This window comes from Leptothoe sp. EHU-05/26/07-4 (assembly GCF_043421015.1).
Lineage (GTDB): Bacteria > Cyanobacteriota > Cyanobacteriia > Phormidesmidales > Phormidesmidaceae > Leptothoe > Leptothoe turfae.
The window spans coordinates 395,425-411,200 of the sequence record NZ_JAXSQV010000005.1 but is presented as its reverse complement, the minus strand read 5'-3'; the positions used below and the strand labels follow the sequence as shown (position 1 = coordinate 411,200).

At 47.9% G+C, this 15,776-nt stretch carries 14 protein-coding genes; 9 read left to right on the top strand and 5 right to left on the bottom strand.

From position 1 onward, the window contains the following. Positions 1-43: 43 nt before the first annotated feature. Entirely contained in the window at positions 44-1,525 is a 1,482-nt protein-coding gene (ffh, locus tag U2F10_RS20370) for a signal recognition particle protein (RefSeq protein ID WP_163662549.1), read from the bottom strand. Positions 1,526-1,644: 119 nt separating this feature from the next. On the opposite strand from ffh, the gene U2F10_RS20365 reads away from it, so the two are divergent. The 7 genes from U2F10_RS20365 (at position 1,645) to U2F10_RS20335 (ending at position 9,219) form a co-directional block, all read left to right on the top strand. Continuing rightward, positions 1,645-2,613, top strand: coding sequence for a DNA-methyltransferase (locus tag U2F10_RS20365; protein WP_490793916.1), 969 nt, complete (start codon positions 1,645-1,647; stop codon positions 2,611-2,613). Positions 2,614-3,412: 799 nt separating this feature from the next. Further along, positions 3,413-4,054, top strand: coding sequence for a hypothetical protein (locus U2F10_RS20360; protein WP_499867613.1), 642 nt, complete (start codon positions 3,413-3,415; stop codon positions 4,052-4,054). Between the two features lie 93 nt (positions 4,055-4,147). Then, a complete protein-coding gene (locus U2F10_RS20355; RefSeq protein WP_163662556.1) occupies positions 4,148-5,785 on the top strand; it encodes a peptide chain release factor 3 in 1,638 nt (545 codons plus the stop codon). 157 nt (positions 5,786-5,942) lie between these two features. Then, on the top strand, positions 5,943-7,127 hold the full coding sequence (locus tag U2F10_RS20350; protein ID WP_499873144.1) for a cysteine desulfurase family protein: 1,185 nt from the start codon (positions 5,943-5,945) through the stop codon (positions 7,125-7,127). A gap of 160 nt (positions 7,128-7,287) precedes the next feature. Beyond that, positions 7,288-8,001 carry a DUF1995 family protein gene (locus U2F10_RS20345; RefSeq protein WP_163662560.1) on the top strand — a complete coding sequence of 238 codons (714 nt, stop codon included), beginning with the start codon at positions 7,288-7,290 and terminating at the stop codon, positions 7,999-8,001. Positions 8,002-8,120: 119 nt separating this feature from the next. Next, positions 8,121-8,660: a DUF456 domain-containing protein gene (locus tag U2F10_RS20340; RefSeq protein ID WP_499873143.1), complete on the top strand. Its 540-nt coding sequence runs from the start codon at positions 8,121-8,123 to the stop codon at positions 8,658-8,660. Between the two features lie 31 nt (positions 8,661-8,691). Beyond that, positions 8,692-9,219 carry a pentapeptide repeat-containing protein gene (locus tag U2F10_RS20335; protein ID WP_163662562.1) on the top strand — a complete coding sequence of 176 codons (528 nt, stop codon included), beginning with the start codon at positions 8,692-8,694 and terminating at the stop codon, positions 9,217-9,219. A 223-nt stretch (positions 9,220-9,442) separates the two neighbouring features. On the opposite strand, the gene U2F10_RS20330 is transcribed toward U2F10_RS20335, so the two are convergent. The 3 genes from U2F10_RS20330 to U2F10_RS20320 all read right to left on the bottom strand — a co-directional run bounded on the left by U2F10_RS20330 (position 9,443) and on the right by U2F10_RS20320 (position 12,459). After that, a complete protein-coding gene (locus U2F10_RS20330) occupies positions 9,443-10,642 on the bottom strand; it encodes an aspartate aminotransferase (protein ID WP_163662564.1) in 1,200 nt (399 codons plus the stop codon). An 11-nt stretch (positions 10,643-10,653) separates the two neighbouring features. Then, complete coding sequence (locus tag U2F10_RS20325) at positions 10,654-11,808, bottom strand: iron-containing alcohol dehydrogenase family protein (protein WP_499873142.1); 1,155 nt, start codon at positions 11,806-11,808, stop codon at positions 10,654-10,656. Between the two features lie 135 nt (positions 11,809-11,943). Beyond that, a complete protein-coding gene (locus tag U2F10_RS20320) occupies positions 11,944-12,459 on the bottom strand; it encodes a DUF2518 family protein (RefSeq protein ID WP_163662568.1) in 516 nt (171 codons plus the stop codon). Positions 12,460-12,612: 153 nt separating this feature from the next. Between U2F10_RS20320 and U2F10_RS20315 the strand changes: the two genes are divergently transcribed. Continuing rightward, positions 12,613-14,031, top strand: coding sequence for a phospholipase D-like domain-containing protein (locus U2F10_RS20315; protein ID WP_499873141.1), 1,419 nt, complete (start codon positions 12,613-12,615; stop codon positions 14,029-14,031). A gap of 77 nt (positions 14,032-14,108) precedes the next feature. On the opposite strand, the gene U2F10_RS20310 is transcribed toward U2F10_RS20315, so the two are convergent. After that, positions 14,109-15,107 (bottom strand): glycosyltransferase, encoded by a 999-nt coding sequence (locus U2F10_RS20310; protein WP_499873308.1) that lies wholly within the window; start codon positions 15,105-15,107, stop codon positions 14,109-14,111. A gap of 216 nt (positions 15,108-15,323) precedes the next feature. Between U2F10_RS20310 and U2F10_RS20305 the strand changes: the two genes are divergently transcribed. Beyond that, a complete protein-coding gene (locus tag U2F10_RS20305; RefSeq protein ID WP_163662572.1) occupies positions 15,324-15,617 on the top strand; it encodes a hypothetical protein in 294 nt (97 codons plus the stop codon). Positions 15,618-15,776 lie beyond the last annotated feature (159 nt).

Genomic DNA, 15,776 nt, shown 5'->3' with positions numbered 1-15,776 from the left:
AGGTGACCTCCCTAAGCCCGCCAACATACTCTTTATGCAATTTCTAAAGAGTGCCAAAGCCTTTTTTCTTTTTCTTTTTCTTACCCTTTTTAGATCCTGCGTTGTAGCCACGAAAACCAGGTCGACCACCACCCGGCATACCACCCATGCCGGGCATGCCGCCCCCCATACCCGGCATACCACCCATACCCGGCATACCACCCATGCCAGGGAAACCGCCCATGCCCCCTTGCCCCATTTGTTTCATCATGGAGCGCATTTTTTGGAAATCGCTGACTAGCTTACTGACATCTTTATCGTTGTAGCCAGAGCCTTTAGCAATTCGGCGACGACGACCAGGAGAGTTGGCCAGCAGATCAGGGTCTTCCCGCTCCTGCTTAGTCATGGAATTAATCATGGACTCACAGCGGCGGAGCTGGGTTTCTCCCTGTTGCAGTTGGTCTGCCGATAATTTGTTGGACATCCCCGGAATCAATTTCATGATCCCGCTTAAGGAACCCATATTTTTCATCAAGCGGGTTTGCTTGAGAAAGTCATTAAAATCAAACCGTGCCTCTAAGATTTTGGCCTGAAGCTTCTCTGCATCTGCAATATCGACTTCTTCTTGGGCCTTCTCGACTAAGGTGAGAACATCTCCCATACCCAAAATGCGAGAAGCCATGCGGTCAGGATAAAAGGGCTGAAGCGCTTCTACCTTTTCACCGATGCCGATGAATTTAATTGGTTTGCCTGAAATCTGGCGAATCGACAGAGCTGCACCACCGCGGGAGTCACCATCCATTTTGGTGAGGATTGCGCCCGTGATGCCAATTTGTTCGTGAAATGTTTGGGTCAGGGTGGCTGCTTCCTGGCCCGTCATGGCATCTACTACCAGCAGTACTTCATCAGGACTAATGGCTGTTTTTATTTGCTCCAGCTCAGCCATCATGTCCTGGTCAATCTGTAATCGCCCAGCAGTATCCACGATCACTGTGTCGACACCGTCTTCTTGGGCTTTGGCGATCCCCGCTTTGGCAATATCAACAGGATTTGCGTCTGTACCCATTTCGAAAACGGGTACCTTGATTTGCTTACCCAGGGTGATTAACTGATCGACGGCGGCTGGACGATAAACATCTGTAGCCACCAGCATGGCTGAACGTTCTTGCTTACGCAGATGAAGGGCTAATTTAGCCGATGCAGTGGTTTTACCGGTTCCTTGTAAACCTGCCATGAGCACCACGGTAGGCTTACTTTCAACATCAGCTAGGGGCTCATTGGCATCCCCCATCAAGGCAACTAGTTCATCGTAGACAATCTTGATAAACTGCTGGTCTGGAGCAACACCAGAAACAACTTCAGCACCTTGAGCTTTCTCTTGAACATCAACTACAAAGTCTTTGACAACGTTAAAGCTGACATCGGCCTCTAATAATGCACGTCTAACTTCCCGCAGCGCCTCTTTGATATTGGAATCAGAGATTTTATCTTGACCGCGCAGGGTCTTCCAGGCGGATTCAAATCGTTCTGAGAGGGCTTCAAACATGGGAAGAAGGGAAATCGATTAACCGGAGTATTGTTCCATACTAATCGCTTTGCTCCCGTCTACCGAATATCCAACCGACAAACACTTGCTATGCTGCTGTAGATGCAAATTGCAAACGGATGAATGGTGACAAGAAACGAGCGCCCAATAATCGTACGTTGGTCTTAAGCGCAGAGGATCATCACAGATATCGTCAGCAGCTCGTTAACCTCACCAAACCCATAGCAAACCTGCCATTTGAAAATATTACTATCTGGCAAGATGCCTTCACAGCCTTGCCTCTATTGCCCAATAATTTTGTCAATCTGTTAATTGTTGATCCGCCCTACAATCGCTCCAAGGTTTTTAATCAGTCCACATTTGCTCATCGTTCCCTACAGGATTACGAAGCCTGGTTAGATAGCTGGATGTCACAGCTGATCAGATTGCTCAAGCCGGATGCCTCTGCTTATATTTGCTGTGATTGGCAATCATCACCTGCGGTGTACAGTGTTTTCTCGCGTTACTTTATTGTGCGTAGCCGTATCACCTGGGAACGGGAGAAGGGACGGGGATCCAAACAAAATTGGAAAAATTCATCGGAGGATATCTGGTTTGGCACCTTATCCGAAGACTATTGGTTTGATGTTGAGGCCGTTAAGCTGAAACGTCGGGTACTAGCTCCATATCGAGATCGCAACGGCAATCCCAAGGATTGGCAAACTACAGGGCAGGGCAAAATTCGCATTACCCACCCCTCTAACCTATGGACAGATATTTCTATTCCATTCTGGTCAATGCCTGAAAATACTGATCACCCAACCCAAAAGCCAGAAAAGCTGATAGCGAAACTTATTTTGGCCAGTAGTCAACCTGGGGACATGGTGTTTGATCCCTTTCTAGGTTCAGGGACAACATCAGTCGTCGCAAAGAAACTGGACCGTCGCTATGTTGGGATCGAACTGGATGAGGATTATGCCTGCATCGCTGAAAAGCGATTGGAAATAGCAAACACACAACGTAATATTCAAGGATATGCTGGTGGCTACTTCTGGGAAAGAAATAGTCTCAGTTCACAGCAGCAGGCCCGACGGCAGCAGAAAAGCTAGGGCAATGCCAGGATAATTCGAGAGAACAGGCACTTGACTCAGACTTATATCGGTTTTGACTGTTTGAGATTTCAATTGTTGGAGATTTCAATCAGTTTTGATTGTTCTATAGATTCAGGACAAGTCTGACAAGTTTGCATCGGTAAAAAACCTGAAAAATATCCGTTGATCTCTTAAACCTTAAGGCCTCCCTATGATTCTTGGGGGACAGTCATTACAAATTCTAAAAACTGTCCTAGGGATACTTACGTACAGCAAGGATTACCTCATAATAGGGACATAATTTTGGCGAAAGTGTACGTAAGGAACAGGCTCAGAATTCAGAGCAGCAAAACATTGTTTTGATCTTGAGCGGCAATCATCAACTAGGCTTAATTTGAAAGTCTTGAAGGCGTGAATTGGGTGCTTGTCACCTTAAGTATTCCCAAGCAAGATGTTGTCTGGTTGAGCCCTTGATTTCTGAAAATTTGAGGTTTTACCCAAGTGTGACTGGCACTGTCTGTGTAAAAAAGCCTCAAAAAGATCCGGGGGTTGCTATTTAGAGCGGGAAGATCGCTAATTTTAGGCAGGTCGTATTAGTGTCAAGCACATCTCATTGAGATGAAAGTGACGCTCTGACTTCGCGATCGCATCTGATCGGATTTTAAAGCGTATGCTTACCCCGATCTGTTCCCGTATTCGAGGGGATCGGCTATCCCATTCGGAGGTAAGCTATTTTTATAGCCTGTCTCCAAGCGCTTTAGACATCGTCACTTTGTTTTAGAGAAAATTTGTTAGAGGGGCGAATCAGCAATTGGCTATGGTGGCATCTAAACTCAAGCAGCTAGGTAAGCAAGGGCTGCTGATTATGGCAATGGTCAGCCTGATGGGAGGCATCAAAGCTGTAAGTAAATTTATCAATGTGGCTGACGCTGTCGTGACTCACCCCCAGACGACATCTACGGCCATTCAAAATACAGCAGAGTTTTCAGTCTGTAGTGAAGCAACTGATTGGCAACGCCCCAGTCTGGATCAACAGCAAAAGCAGCTAGCTACCGACGAGCGTTATAGCGATCTGTTACAGGATAAAGAATTTCAGCAATTTGCCAATCAGTTTTGGCAGCATAATGTTTTAAGCTTTACCACTTATGGTCTCAGTGCCCGTATGGAGCCCGTGAATTTGTCAGGCCTGTGGTCCGTGGCAGATGAAGTGTGGGCAAACTGCTATAGCCATGATGAAGGCAGTGCTATTAACGGAGGTACCCTCGCTGAAGCCTGGTTAATGCATCATCACGTCGTCGATCTACAGTGGCAAGATGATCGCTACATCATGACTGTGGAACCCGATAATCAAGGCATGCAAGTGGTTCAGTTTGCTCGGCATGAGTCAGAAGCAGATCTCCCTTTAACGATAGTGACCACCCAAGGAGAGATAATTGAGCACCACGATGCTGACTGGTAGCCTCCCAGACAATAGGCCCCGGACAGTACAATGACGGATACCCCAGTGCTTAGCTTGGGGATCGCGCAATGCTCACTGAGCTGAAACATCTCCATGACCTCCACCCTATCGTCTCCAGCCAATATCGATGCTGCCGTTGAGCAGCGCCGAAATTTTGCCATCATCTCCCACCCCGACGCCGGTAAAACGACCCTGACTGAAAAGCTCCTTCTATATGGAGGGGCTATCCATGAAGCGGGCTCAGTTAAGGCTCGTCGTGCTCAACGCCATGCAGTTTCTGATTGGATGGAGCTAGAGCAACAGCGAGGTATTTCCATTACCTCGACGGTGCTGCAGTTTAACTACAGTGGCTATCGGATTAATCTGCTGGATACACCCGGTCACCAAGACTTTAGTGAAGACACTTACCGGACTCTAGCAGCGGCAGATAATGCGGTCATGTTGGAAGATGCGGCTAAAGGTTTGGAGCCACAGACACGTAAGTTGTTTGAGGTTTGCAAGATGCGTGGGCTGCCAATTTTTACCTTTTTCAACAAATTAGACCGCCCTGGTCAGGAACCGCTGGCACTACTGGATGAAATTGAAAAAGAGCTAGAGCTATTTACCTACGCCGTTAACTGGCCCATTGGCATGGGTGATCGATTTAAGGGAGTCTTTGATCGTCGCAAGAAACAAGTGCATTTGTTTGAGCGTTCGGCTCACGGTAGTAAGGCTGCGACGGAAACGGTTCTGGAATGGGGAGATCCCCGCATTGAAGAACTGATTGGCGATGATGATGTCTACGGTCAGTTTTTAGAAGAACTAGAAATGCTCGATGAACTGGGTCCCGAACTAGACTTGGAACTCGTGCACTCAGGTGACATGACCCCTGTGTTCTTTGGCAGTGCTATGACGAACTTTGGCGTGGAACTGTTTTTAGAATCGTTCTTAGACTTTGCCCTACAGCCTAGCCCTAGGGAAAGCACCGTGGGTTTAGTCCCCCCCACCCGGGAAGAGTTTTCTGGGTTTGTGTTTAAGCTCCAGGCCAATATGGATCCACGACATCGCGATCGCGTTGCCTTTGTTCGCATTTGCTCTGGCCGTTTTGAAAAGGACATGGTGGTTAATCATGCTCGCTCCGGCAAAAATGTACGGCTATCCCATCCACAAAAGTTGTTTGGCCAAGGACGGGAGTCTTTAGATGCGGCCTATCCAGGCGATGTTATTGGTCTCAATAACCCTGGTGTGTTTGCCATTGGCGATACCATTTACCAAGGCAAAAAGCTGGAATATGAAGGCATTCCATTTTTCTCGCCTGAGTTATTTGCCTATTTGAAAAACCCCAACCCTTCTAAGTTCAAGCAGTTTCGCAAAGGTGTAACAGAGCTGCGAGAAGAAGGCGCTGTCCAGATTATGTACTCAGCAGACGAGTCAAAGCGAGATCCAATTTTGGCAGCTGTAGGTCAACTGCAATTTGAGGTGGTGCAGTTTCGTCTGAGAAATGAATATAACGTCGATACGATGATAGAAATGTTGCCCTATAGTGTGGCTCGCTGGGTGACGGGTGGCTGGGACGCATTGCACGATGCAGGTCGGCTGTTTAATACAGTAACGGTTAAGGACAGTTATGGACGTCCGGTGTTGCTATTCCGCAATGAGTGGAACTGTCAGCAAGTGGAAGGAGAACATCCAAAACTGGCGTTAAGTAAGACGGCTCCGGTGGTTTCGGGTAAAGAGCCAGAGGAGATCTAGGTAGGGACATCCCCCTGTGGGTGCCCTTGGGCCATGAAGCCCTTGTAGTTACCCAGGGGGCCATAAGGCGAATTTGTGAGCAATGCTGGCATTTACTTAACTGGGCTCTGACCAGTCGAAAGACGGCATATCATAAGCAGGCAGGACAGGGCATGTTATGCAGATCTATCTAGACTACAGCGCTACTACGCCACCGCGAGCTGAGGTGACGGCGGCGATGGGCTCGGCTATGAAAAGTAGCTGGGGGAATCCATCGAGCTTACATAACTGGGGTAGTCGGGCGGCTACGGTCATGGAAACGGCACGGATGCAGGTGGCGGATCTAATGGGTGCGTCTGGAGATGCTGTGGTATTTACAGCCAGTGGCACTGAGGCAAATAACCTGGCCGTCATGGGGGTGGCGCAGCAGTATCGTAAGCCTCGCCATATGATTATTTCGGCGGTGGAGCATTCTGCGATCGCAAAACCCATCACGCTTCTCGAACAGTGGGGCTGGCAAATCACTCGGTTACCTGTGGATTGCTATGGTCAGGTACATCCCATAGATTTAGCCAAAGCACTGCGAAAGGATACGGTACTGGTCTCTGTTATTTACGGACAAAGTGAAGTAGGTACCATACAGCCCATTGCTGAGCTTGCGGCGATAATTAAAGCCAGTGAGCATATTTCTAAACCCCTTTTCCACTCCGATGCTGTGCAGATAGCTGGGCGCTTGCCCATTGATGTACAAAAACTGGGTGTAGATTTACTCTCCATATCCAGCCATAAGATTTACGGCCCACAAGGTGCGGGAGCACTGTATGTGAAACCGGGCACTGACTTGATGCCGTTAATTAACGGGGGTGGTCAAGAGAATCACTTGCGCTCAGGGACTCAAGCAGTACCCACCATTGTGGGTTTTGGTGTAGCCGCGGAGCTGGCCAGGCAAGAACTCTCTCAAGAACAACAACGATTGCTAAAACTGCGCGATCGCTTAATTGAGCAGTTGCAATGTCATCCTGAACTATTACTGACGGGACATCCACAGCAGCGGCTACCGCATCATGTCAGTTTCTATCTGCCCAATGCCAATGGGGAGCAGGTCTCTGGTAAAACCCTGGTACGTCAGTTGAATTTGGCGGGAATCGGCATCAGTGCAGGATCGGCTTGTCATAGCGGAAAACTGACACCGAGTCCAATTCTGCAGGCCATGGGATTTAGTAATACAGCAGCTAAAACAGGTATTCGCTTAACCCTTGGACATCAGACTACGGAGGCTGATGTAGATTGGACAGCAATGGTGGTAAGACAGATTATTGAACGGGTAATGATGAGGCAGCTGGTTACAGCAGGGGTCAAATAACGAAGCCATCAGTTCCAACGCTTGCAGCCACCCACGAGAACGTTGATGACGTTTATAAAAAGGACGTCAATGGTAACCCCATCATTAAACTCAAATGCTAGGCTGCCAAAAAAGCAGATAATCAGAGGGTGATTGATTTCTGAAAACGACAAATCCAACCATGTCTGACCTGCCGAGTAGCCTTGAAGCAACCATCGAGCAAGCCATTGCCTCTACCAAGGCAGCCATTGAAGATGGCATCATCCGCCTACAGGTAGAAATGGTCATTCCAGAACTCAAGCAACAACCCATCGCAGAACGCTTCTTAACCCTCTTCCAAGACTTGGGTCTGCAGTTTAAAGTCTATTTCCCTGATGCTGGTGCAGCCGCCCTCGCTAGACGTGACTGGGACAATCCAGACTTCACCATCCGTGGCATCAACGAAATTCAAGCCGCTATTACGCCCGATGATGAAGCCTTTCTAATTGTCAATCCGTCAGCGGTGGAAGTTCAGGATGTGGAAAAACTCTGTAATGAGGCGCAAGATCGTCCTGTTGTTCTGCTTAATCCTCAGTTAGAAGATGTCAGTATTGTCGGCATTGGCTATGCTGCGCGTCAGTTACGCGAACGATTTTTAAGCACCCTGACCTCGTGCTATTACTACCGACCCATGACCGATTCTGCTGTACTGCGTCGCCATCCCCAAGGTTGGCAAGTTTGGCAAGACGTCGGGGATGACTACGAGCTTAAAGCTGAATTGCCTGAACGCCCCTCTAGCGAGGCCTTAGAAAAAATTCTCTACGGTAGCGAAGACACCGAAGGGAAGGCGGCTCCCAAACCCAAGAAGAGTTTACTGGGTGAAGTGCAAAAATTCCTGCGTGCTTTGAGTCAATAGAGAACAACACATTACGGTATCCCCGAAACAAAAACCGTTGTCATGTCTATCAATCGACCGCTAGAGTAAAAAGTAGGCGTGCACTTTTGAATAGATAAGCAAATATGACTATAGGGCTGATGGTTCTTTATTGGGTCCTTCTCATTGTCATGGTAGCTGGCATTGTCGGTGCATTTGTTCCTGCATTTCCTGGCATTGGGTTAATTGTCGCGGCTATTGCAATTTGGGGTGCTGTTTCAGGCTTCAGTCAAGCTGTGCTCCTTGCCCTGGGCGTTGCGATCGCGATTTTTCTAATGACTACCGCCATTGACTACTTGGCCGGCTACCTAGGGGCCAAAAAGGTTGGAGCCAGTAATTGGGGTCAAATTGGAGCCATCATCGGTATGATTCTCGGGCTGGTGGGGCCGCTACCTGCCATTCTTGTAGGCGGTCCTATCTTTGGTCTTCTTTTTGGCTCCATGATCGGGGCTTTTATTGGCGAAATGTTATACCGCCGTGATTTAGCCTTAGCCGCACGCTGCAAATTGGGTGCAAAGGTAAGTTTGGCAATCGTGGTCAGCTCTCTGCTGGGAAACGTGATTGCTGGGGTTTTGTCTATCATTGCAACGGTAGTGTTCCTAATAACAACCTGGCCGACAGCCATGTCACCAGCGTTGTAATCAGTTATGAGCCGTCTACACTGTCACAGATATGGCCCACCCAGAACACCTAGACATCTTGAAAAGCGGTGTCAGAGCGTGGAACCGCTGGCGTCAGCAAAATGCCCAAATCCGACCAAATTTGAGAGCCGCTGACTTACAAGGAGTTGATTTAGCAGGGTTTAACCTACGACTCACCTACCTGAGTGGTGCCAATTTAAGTCGCGCCTATCTTTTTGAAGCCAATCTATGTGAAACCAATTTTCAGGGAGCTAATCTTAGCCACTGCTGCTTGATTGGTGCTGATCTCACCCAGGCCTATTTTGCGAATGCCAATTTGTACCATGCCTATCTGTCCCAGGCAAACCTGACGGAGGCCTATTTTGGGCATGCAAACCTAGAAAAAGCGAACTTAACGAACAGTCTGATTAATCAGACGTATTTTGGTCAAGCCGATGTCAAAGAAACTGACTTTAGTCAAGCTCAAGATTTGGCAAATATACACCTAAGGCTAGCTCGAAATTTTGAGCTAGCCATTTTGGAAACAACAGCAGATCCTCAAAAACGCTTGGTTGCTTAGAGAAGAGGTAAATTTCTTCGAGCTTGAAAGGACCGTTGTATTAGTTCTTGGTTCTTGGTTCTTCGGTTTAAGTTTCAGAAGTTCCTTGTTGTCAAGCTTTTGGAACCGGGATCTGAAGATAAAGGTTTCAGGAATTGGTCTTACCAAGACATAGGCTGCGACGGATTTAGAGCCCAACACAGCCTATATCTGTTGAAGTAACACAACACTTGTGAGGCTAGTGCTAGACAGTCACTGACGATGGGTAACGTACACCCGCATCCTTCAAGCGTTGGAGTGCCTCCTTCAGGCGATCTTCTTCTGCAATCAGGCTAATGCGGACAAATCCTTCTCCACCCTCACCAAAGGCACTACCAGGGGTGACGACTACGCCAGTATTTTGCAACACATAGAACGCAAAATCTGCGGCGGTCATATCGGGAGGGCACGGCACCCATAGATACATGGTAGCTTTGGTTTTAGGTACATCCCACCCCAATTCTGCCAAACCTGAGATCAGGCAGTCTCGCCGGGTACAGTAGCGATGCCGAACTTCTTCCAAGTAGGAGTCAGGCAGATTAAGGGCCGTTTCCGCAGCAGTTTGAATGGCGGAGAAAATACCGTAGTCGAGGTTGGTTTTGAGGGTACGTAATCCTTGAATAATGTGGCGATTACCGACAACAAAACCTACACGCCAACCTGCCATGTTGTAGGTCTTAGATAACGTATGGAATTCGACACTGAATTCTTTAGCACCGGGAATTTCAAGAACGCTGGTGGGCTGATACCCATCAAAAGCTAGCTCGGCGTAGCATAGATCATGCACCAACATAATTTCGTAGTGCTTGGCAAAGGCTACGATCTCTTCAAAAAAGGCGCGGGGAGCGGTAGCTCCTGTTGGGTTATTGGGATAGTTGAAATACAGAACTTTGGCCCGACGGGCAACCGCTTCTGGAATGGTGGAGATATCGATCAGCCAGTCATTTTCTGGCGTTAGCATCAGGGGATGGATAGATGCGTTTGCGATCGCAGGTCCCCGAAAATGAGCCGGATACGAAGGTGTCGGCACTAGCACCGTATCGCCGGGATCAAGATAAGCCAACGCCAAGTGTGTCAAACCTTCTTTAGAACCCAACAGGGGCAGCGCTTCTCCCTCGGGATCAAGGTTCACACCATAACGACGACGGTACCAAGCTGTAATGGCATTTCGAAAACTGGCAGTCCCCTCAAAGGGAGGATAGCCGTGCTGGCTAGCATCAGCCAGGGCCTGCTGAGCCGCCTCTACCACTGGAGCAGGTGTGGGACCACCAGGATTTCCCATCCCGAGATCAATTAAATCAAGGCCCTGGGCTCGCGCATTGGCCTTCAGCTCATCCAGACGCGCAAAGGCGTAGGGAGGTAACTGCTCAAGTCTCTGTGCTTTTTTCATCCAAGCTAGGGTCATGGCCTACCTCCTCATGACTTGCGTGACGGTGATTGGGCTTTGCTGGGCAATGGGGATACGGACGCCTCGGGCGGACTGCGGCGACAGGGGGCCGTGGTTGAAACCATGGCAGCCATTACCTGCTGAGGGCTGACAGCAAATGGCAAATGGTGAATATCTGATTGGGGCTGACAAGCAAACTCGGCAGCCTGCCGTAGCTCCATGACAGACATTTCTTCTAAACCCAGATCGTTTAAGGTCATTGGTAACCCAATTTGGGTATAAAACCGAAGCAATTGCTGGCGAGCAGCTACGGCCAGGGCATTGTTCGCTGCCATTTCCTCTAAGCGCAGTTGCACTAAGATACCATAGGCTACTTTTTCGCCATGGAGCATACTATGGCTCGATGGGATCTGGGTTAAACCGTTATGAACCGCATGGGCAGCAACGGTTCTACATTGAGCACCCCCCATACCACCAATCACACCAGCCATCAGCACCGAAGCATCGACCACCTCACGCCAATCGTCTCCACCAGGATTTTCTAAAGCAGCCGCTGATTTTTGGAAAAGGATATCTCGCAGGACCCGAGCCTGTTGCACTGCACCAATAATTAAGGTTTGAGAAGAATGGCCACTGCTGACAGAGGCTTCGTACCATTTTGCGATCGCATCCCCAATCCCCGCAATAAGTGTGCGTTTAGGTGCGGTTGCAACGAGTTCATAGTCCAACAACAATAGATTAGGACAAACCGGCAGCCCGACATCATAACGGAAGGCCCCCTGGTCAGAATACACATTAGATAGTGCAGTCCAAGCAGCACAGGTCGCCGCCGAAGTGGGGATCGTGATCACGGGTAACTGTGTTTGATGGGCCAACAGTTTAGCTGCATCAAGGGCTTTACCACCACCGACACCAATGATTAGGTCAGCTCCATGATCCGTCACTGCCTGACGCAATTGGGCCAATGATGTTTCACAACAGTCATTTCGGTAGGACGCTTGGACTACCTTCAGACCATGAAGCATCTCAGTCAAAAAGGGAGCTGCCGCCTGTAGAGTGCGATCACCCCCTACTAATAATGGTCGTTGCCCCAATCTGGCCACCAGTGGCCCACTGCCAGATAAAATCCCGGAGCCACGCACCACCTGAGACGGTGCCACCATCAGCGTCGATATCGTAGACATAATTGATTCTCAGCAAATCGATAAAAGTCCTAAGAGATTTAGCAGCAGCTACAAAAATAATCTGTAACGGAGAGCTACATACCAGGGATCAAATTCAGTTATTCCAGAACAGCAGCGACGGCATCCCAATTCAAGCTAACTGTTCTGGAGTGCCGCTCGCGCCCTAGCCAAATCAGAACGAGAAAGGGTAATGGCATAGCCAGATTCTGATTTAACATCTGGCTGAATCTTACCCAGATACAACAAGTCTGAGATACCTGGGTCACGATGCACAATCGTACGAGCCCGGATCATCGGAGTTTGTCCACCACCTAAACGACTAGGGTTAAACGAATTGACCGCCGCCTGCCGCAAAGTCGCTTCCAACTCAGGTTCTGTAATATCTACAGGAACTGAAATAACAAGCTGAGCTGCCCCAGAATCATAAACAGTTGTGTAGGAGACCGAGCCTTCAATCGTAGTCGACACTAAGGGCTGAAAACTCAGACCAAACAGACCTGCTGTCAGCACACCACAAAACCCAGTAACCCCTACTAGTCTGAATCGAATACCCCACTGGACTATAAACGCCAGCGCTGCCAGAGCCGCAAAGGCTAACGTAGTGAGGCCCATCCACTTGGTTGCCTCTAGGAAAAATTCGGGAGTTGGCATAGCAAACTAGCGCTTTTTGTGTGTAATCAGCATAACGTGATTAATCGTATCAGTGGACACGTTTTTGAGCGTGGGCATTAGGCAGCAATCTGCTGCTAATTGGTCAGCTTGGCAGGGCTCACTAAAGACTGTCTAAAGAATTCATCAGGTGCAATGCTCAACCGATTTCAAGTGGGACATTTTGGCCTACTTGCCCTTGCCCTTGGCAGCCTTGGATTAGCTTATCTAGGCTGGAAAAAAAGTAATAGAGATCCCAGCCCTTTACCGCAAGACCCCTATGTTCAAGTTTTTTTTAATCAAGCAGAAACCCATAGATATAAGGATCCCTATCGTCAAATTCGACGGTCTGGTGAAAACTTAGAACAAGTATTGCTTGATGCCATTGACCAGGCAAATATCTCGGTTGATGTGGCTGTACAAGAACTAAACCTGCCATATGTGGCAAATGCCTTGATCAATAAGGCTCAGGCTGGAATAGCGGTGAGGGTGATTCTAGATAATCAATATAGTGAGGGTTGGAGCGGGCGCGATCGCAACTGGATTCGTCAACAAGATAGTTACAGCCGAGGCAAATACGAAAATTTGTTTGCATTTGGTGACATAGATGCAGACGGACACGTTTCCCCCGATGAAGCAGCTAAACGCGATGCCATCCTCATGTTGCACCAGGCTGACATTCCCATCGTGGACGATACTGCCGACGGCACCAAAGGCAGCGGCCTCATGCACCATAAATTTATCGTGGTGGACAATCGCACGGTAGTCACCGGTTCTGCCAACTTTACCCTGTCAGGCATTCATGGAGACTGGTTAATTCCTGAGAGCCAAGGCAATGCCAATGCACTCTTACACATCAATAGTGCAGAGCTCGCCACTGCCTACACAGATGAATTTAATCTGATGTGGGGTGACGGTCCTGAAGGGCAACCCGATAGTCTCTTTGGATCTCCAAAGCCAATGCGATCTCTAAAAACAGTTTCTCTTCCAGGCAGCACAATCACAGTGCAGTTTTCACCACACCGAGCTGATACCCCCAGGGAACAGACGACCAATGGCATCATTGCCCAAGCCCTTAGTCAAGCACAACAGTCCGCTGATCTAGCTTTGTTTGTGTTGACCGATCAAGGCATTGCCAATACACTAGCTGCCAACCCTAAAATTCAACTCCGCACCCTGATTGATCGCAGCTTCATCTATCGCTACCACAGTGAGGCATTGGATATGCTCGGCCTGAGTTTACCCGATCACCGTTGCAAGTATGAAAAAGATAATCAACCGTGGCATGTGCCCATCAAAACCGTCGGTTATCCACACCTAGCTGACGGCGATAAGCTGCATCACAAATTTGCCCTGATTGATGATCGCACAGTGGTTATTGGATCTCATAACTGGAGTAAAGCCGCTAACAACAAAAATGATGAAAATCTCATCATCATCGAAAACGCCACTGTTGCACAACATTTCAAACAGGAATTTGAACGCCTCTACCAAAAAGCTGAATTAGGACGCACAGACTATCTTGTGAATCAGATGAGAAAGATGCAGGAGAAATGTGGCACAAGTCAGTTTTGATTTTTGAATGAGTAGCCTTTGCCTAAGAAATTCCTGACAACGGGTGATCAACTCAAAACTAGGAACTCAAAACCGCTTTATCTCCTTGTCTGAAGCTTTGCCAGTTTTGCTTGCACGCGTTTGTAAAAAAGGTAAAGTTGTCGCTTGCGAGTCAGACCAGGAATATCTGATGGCTGTTTTTGCCGATAGTCAAAGAATTGGTTGAGTTCGATCAGAATAGTTTCCATGCGAGGGACTAACTGTTCAGTACGGTAAGGGTTAAAAAAGGCATCTGGTAAATCATTAGGCTGCCAATTATCTAGCACGGCTGCAATTCGCTGGCAATCATAGCCTGTGGCATAGCCTGCAATTTTGTGACAGTTTATCCCAGGGTCAAGATAATCGGCCAGGGCATGATTGACACTGGAAAAGACCTGACAACCACAGGCCAATGCTTCCATAGGCGGCAAACCAAAGCCTTCGGTCAAACGATACTGCGCCCAGTATTCAGCTGAATCGTAGAGATAAACCTTAGCTCGGTTAAAGAGAGTCATTAAATCATCTACAAAGGAGTCGATCACAACAACATTAAAGCTCTTTTGTAATTCAGGAATTAACTGAGTAGTTAAATATTCTGACGATTTTCTTGCCTGCACTAGAATATCAATATCTCGATTAACCTGATGATTAACAACATTGGCAGGTAACTGATTGGGGAGCCAGTAAATGAGGGAATTTTGCGATCGCATCCCCCAATACCCCATAGTGTTACGACTCACAGAAAGAATCGGCACTTGAGGCGGTAATACAAAACCATACCCCGAGCTATGGGCATGATATACCACATGACAATGAGAAAGTTTTTTAAGTTGTTTAGGAACATCAAACCCCCAGCTAACAACAAAAATAAAACGACTGAGATCATTCTCCTGTAAAAGATCGTCAAGCAAGGGATAAGCGTCTTCTCGCTGCCGATAGGTAACCACGTCAGCCTCACAAATCTGTTGAGCTAATTGCAGAGTATTCAGTTCAGCAAAAAGACCACCACAGTAAAACGTACGAGTAGTTCCAGGCAGGAGAAAATAAAGCTTTCTCATTACAAATGGAGTATGGGCCGCCCAGTATTTTACAGGATGAACGGCAGATACCTGGATTGATTGCATAGTTCCTAAGACTGCCAGAGACCATCATTAAGCCCCAATACTCACCGCTATTAATTTCGTAGATAGTTCCCATCTATCCTATGCTTTGATGATTCAAAATTTCGTACATAGATTAGGGATATGCAATCGCTACTCCATTAGGAGGCTTCCATGAATACTTACCCCTCCAATTTGCAAGAACTTGAAGTTAAACGTCGGTACTTAGAGCGACTGTGGCAGCCTACCCCAATCCAAAAAATCAGACAAACATCCAGCAAATGGCTGCATTCAGCTGGTCAATGGTTAGTGAAATCCCTGACTGAAGGAGATCAGTTACGCATTTGGGTGAAAGAAACCAAACAAGGGAACTACTGGTGCGTACACGATCCCATCAGTGGTAAACATAATCGATTCGATTCCGAAGACGCAATGCGCATTTGGATAGAACAGCGATACAGGCACTAACACTAAAGCCGGGCCTTGCAGTCTGTTACAGACTTAGCAAGGCTCGACTAAGTATTCTGACAACTTCTAAAATGTTGCAAAATATATTGCTTTTTGCAACCGTTACATGCGCGCTCTTAAAGCTAACGATTCAATAGAAATATAAGTAGCTTCAAGGGA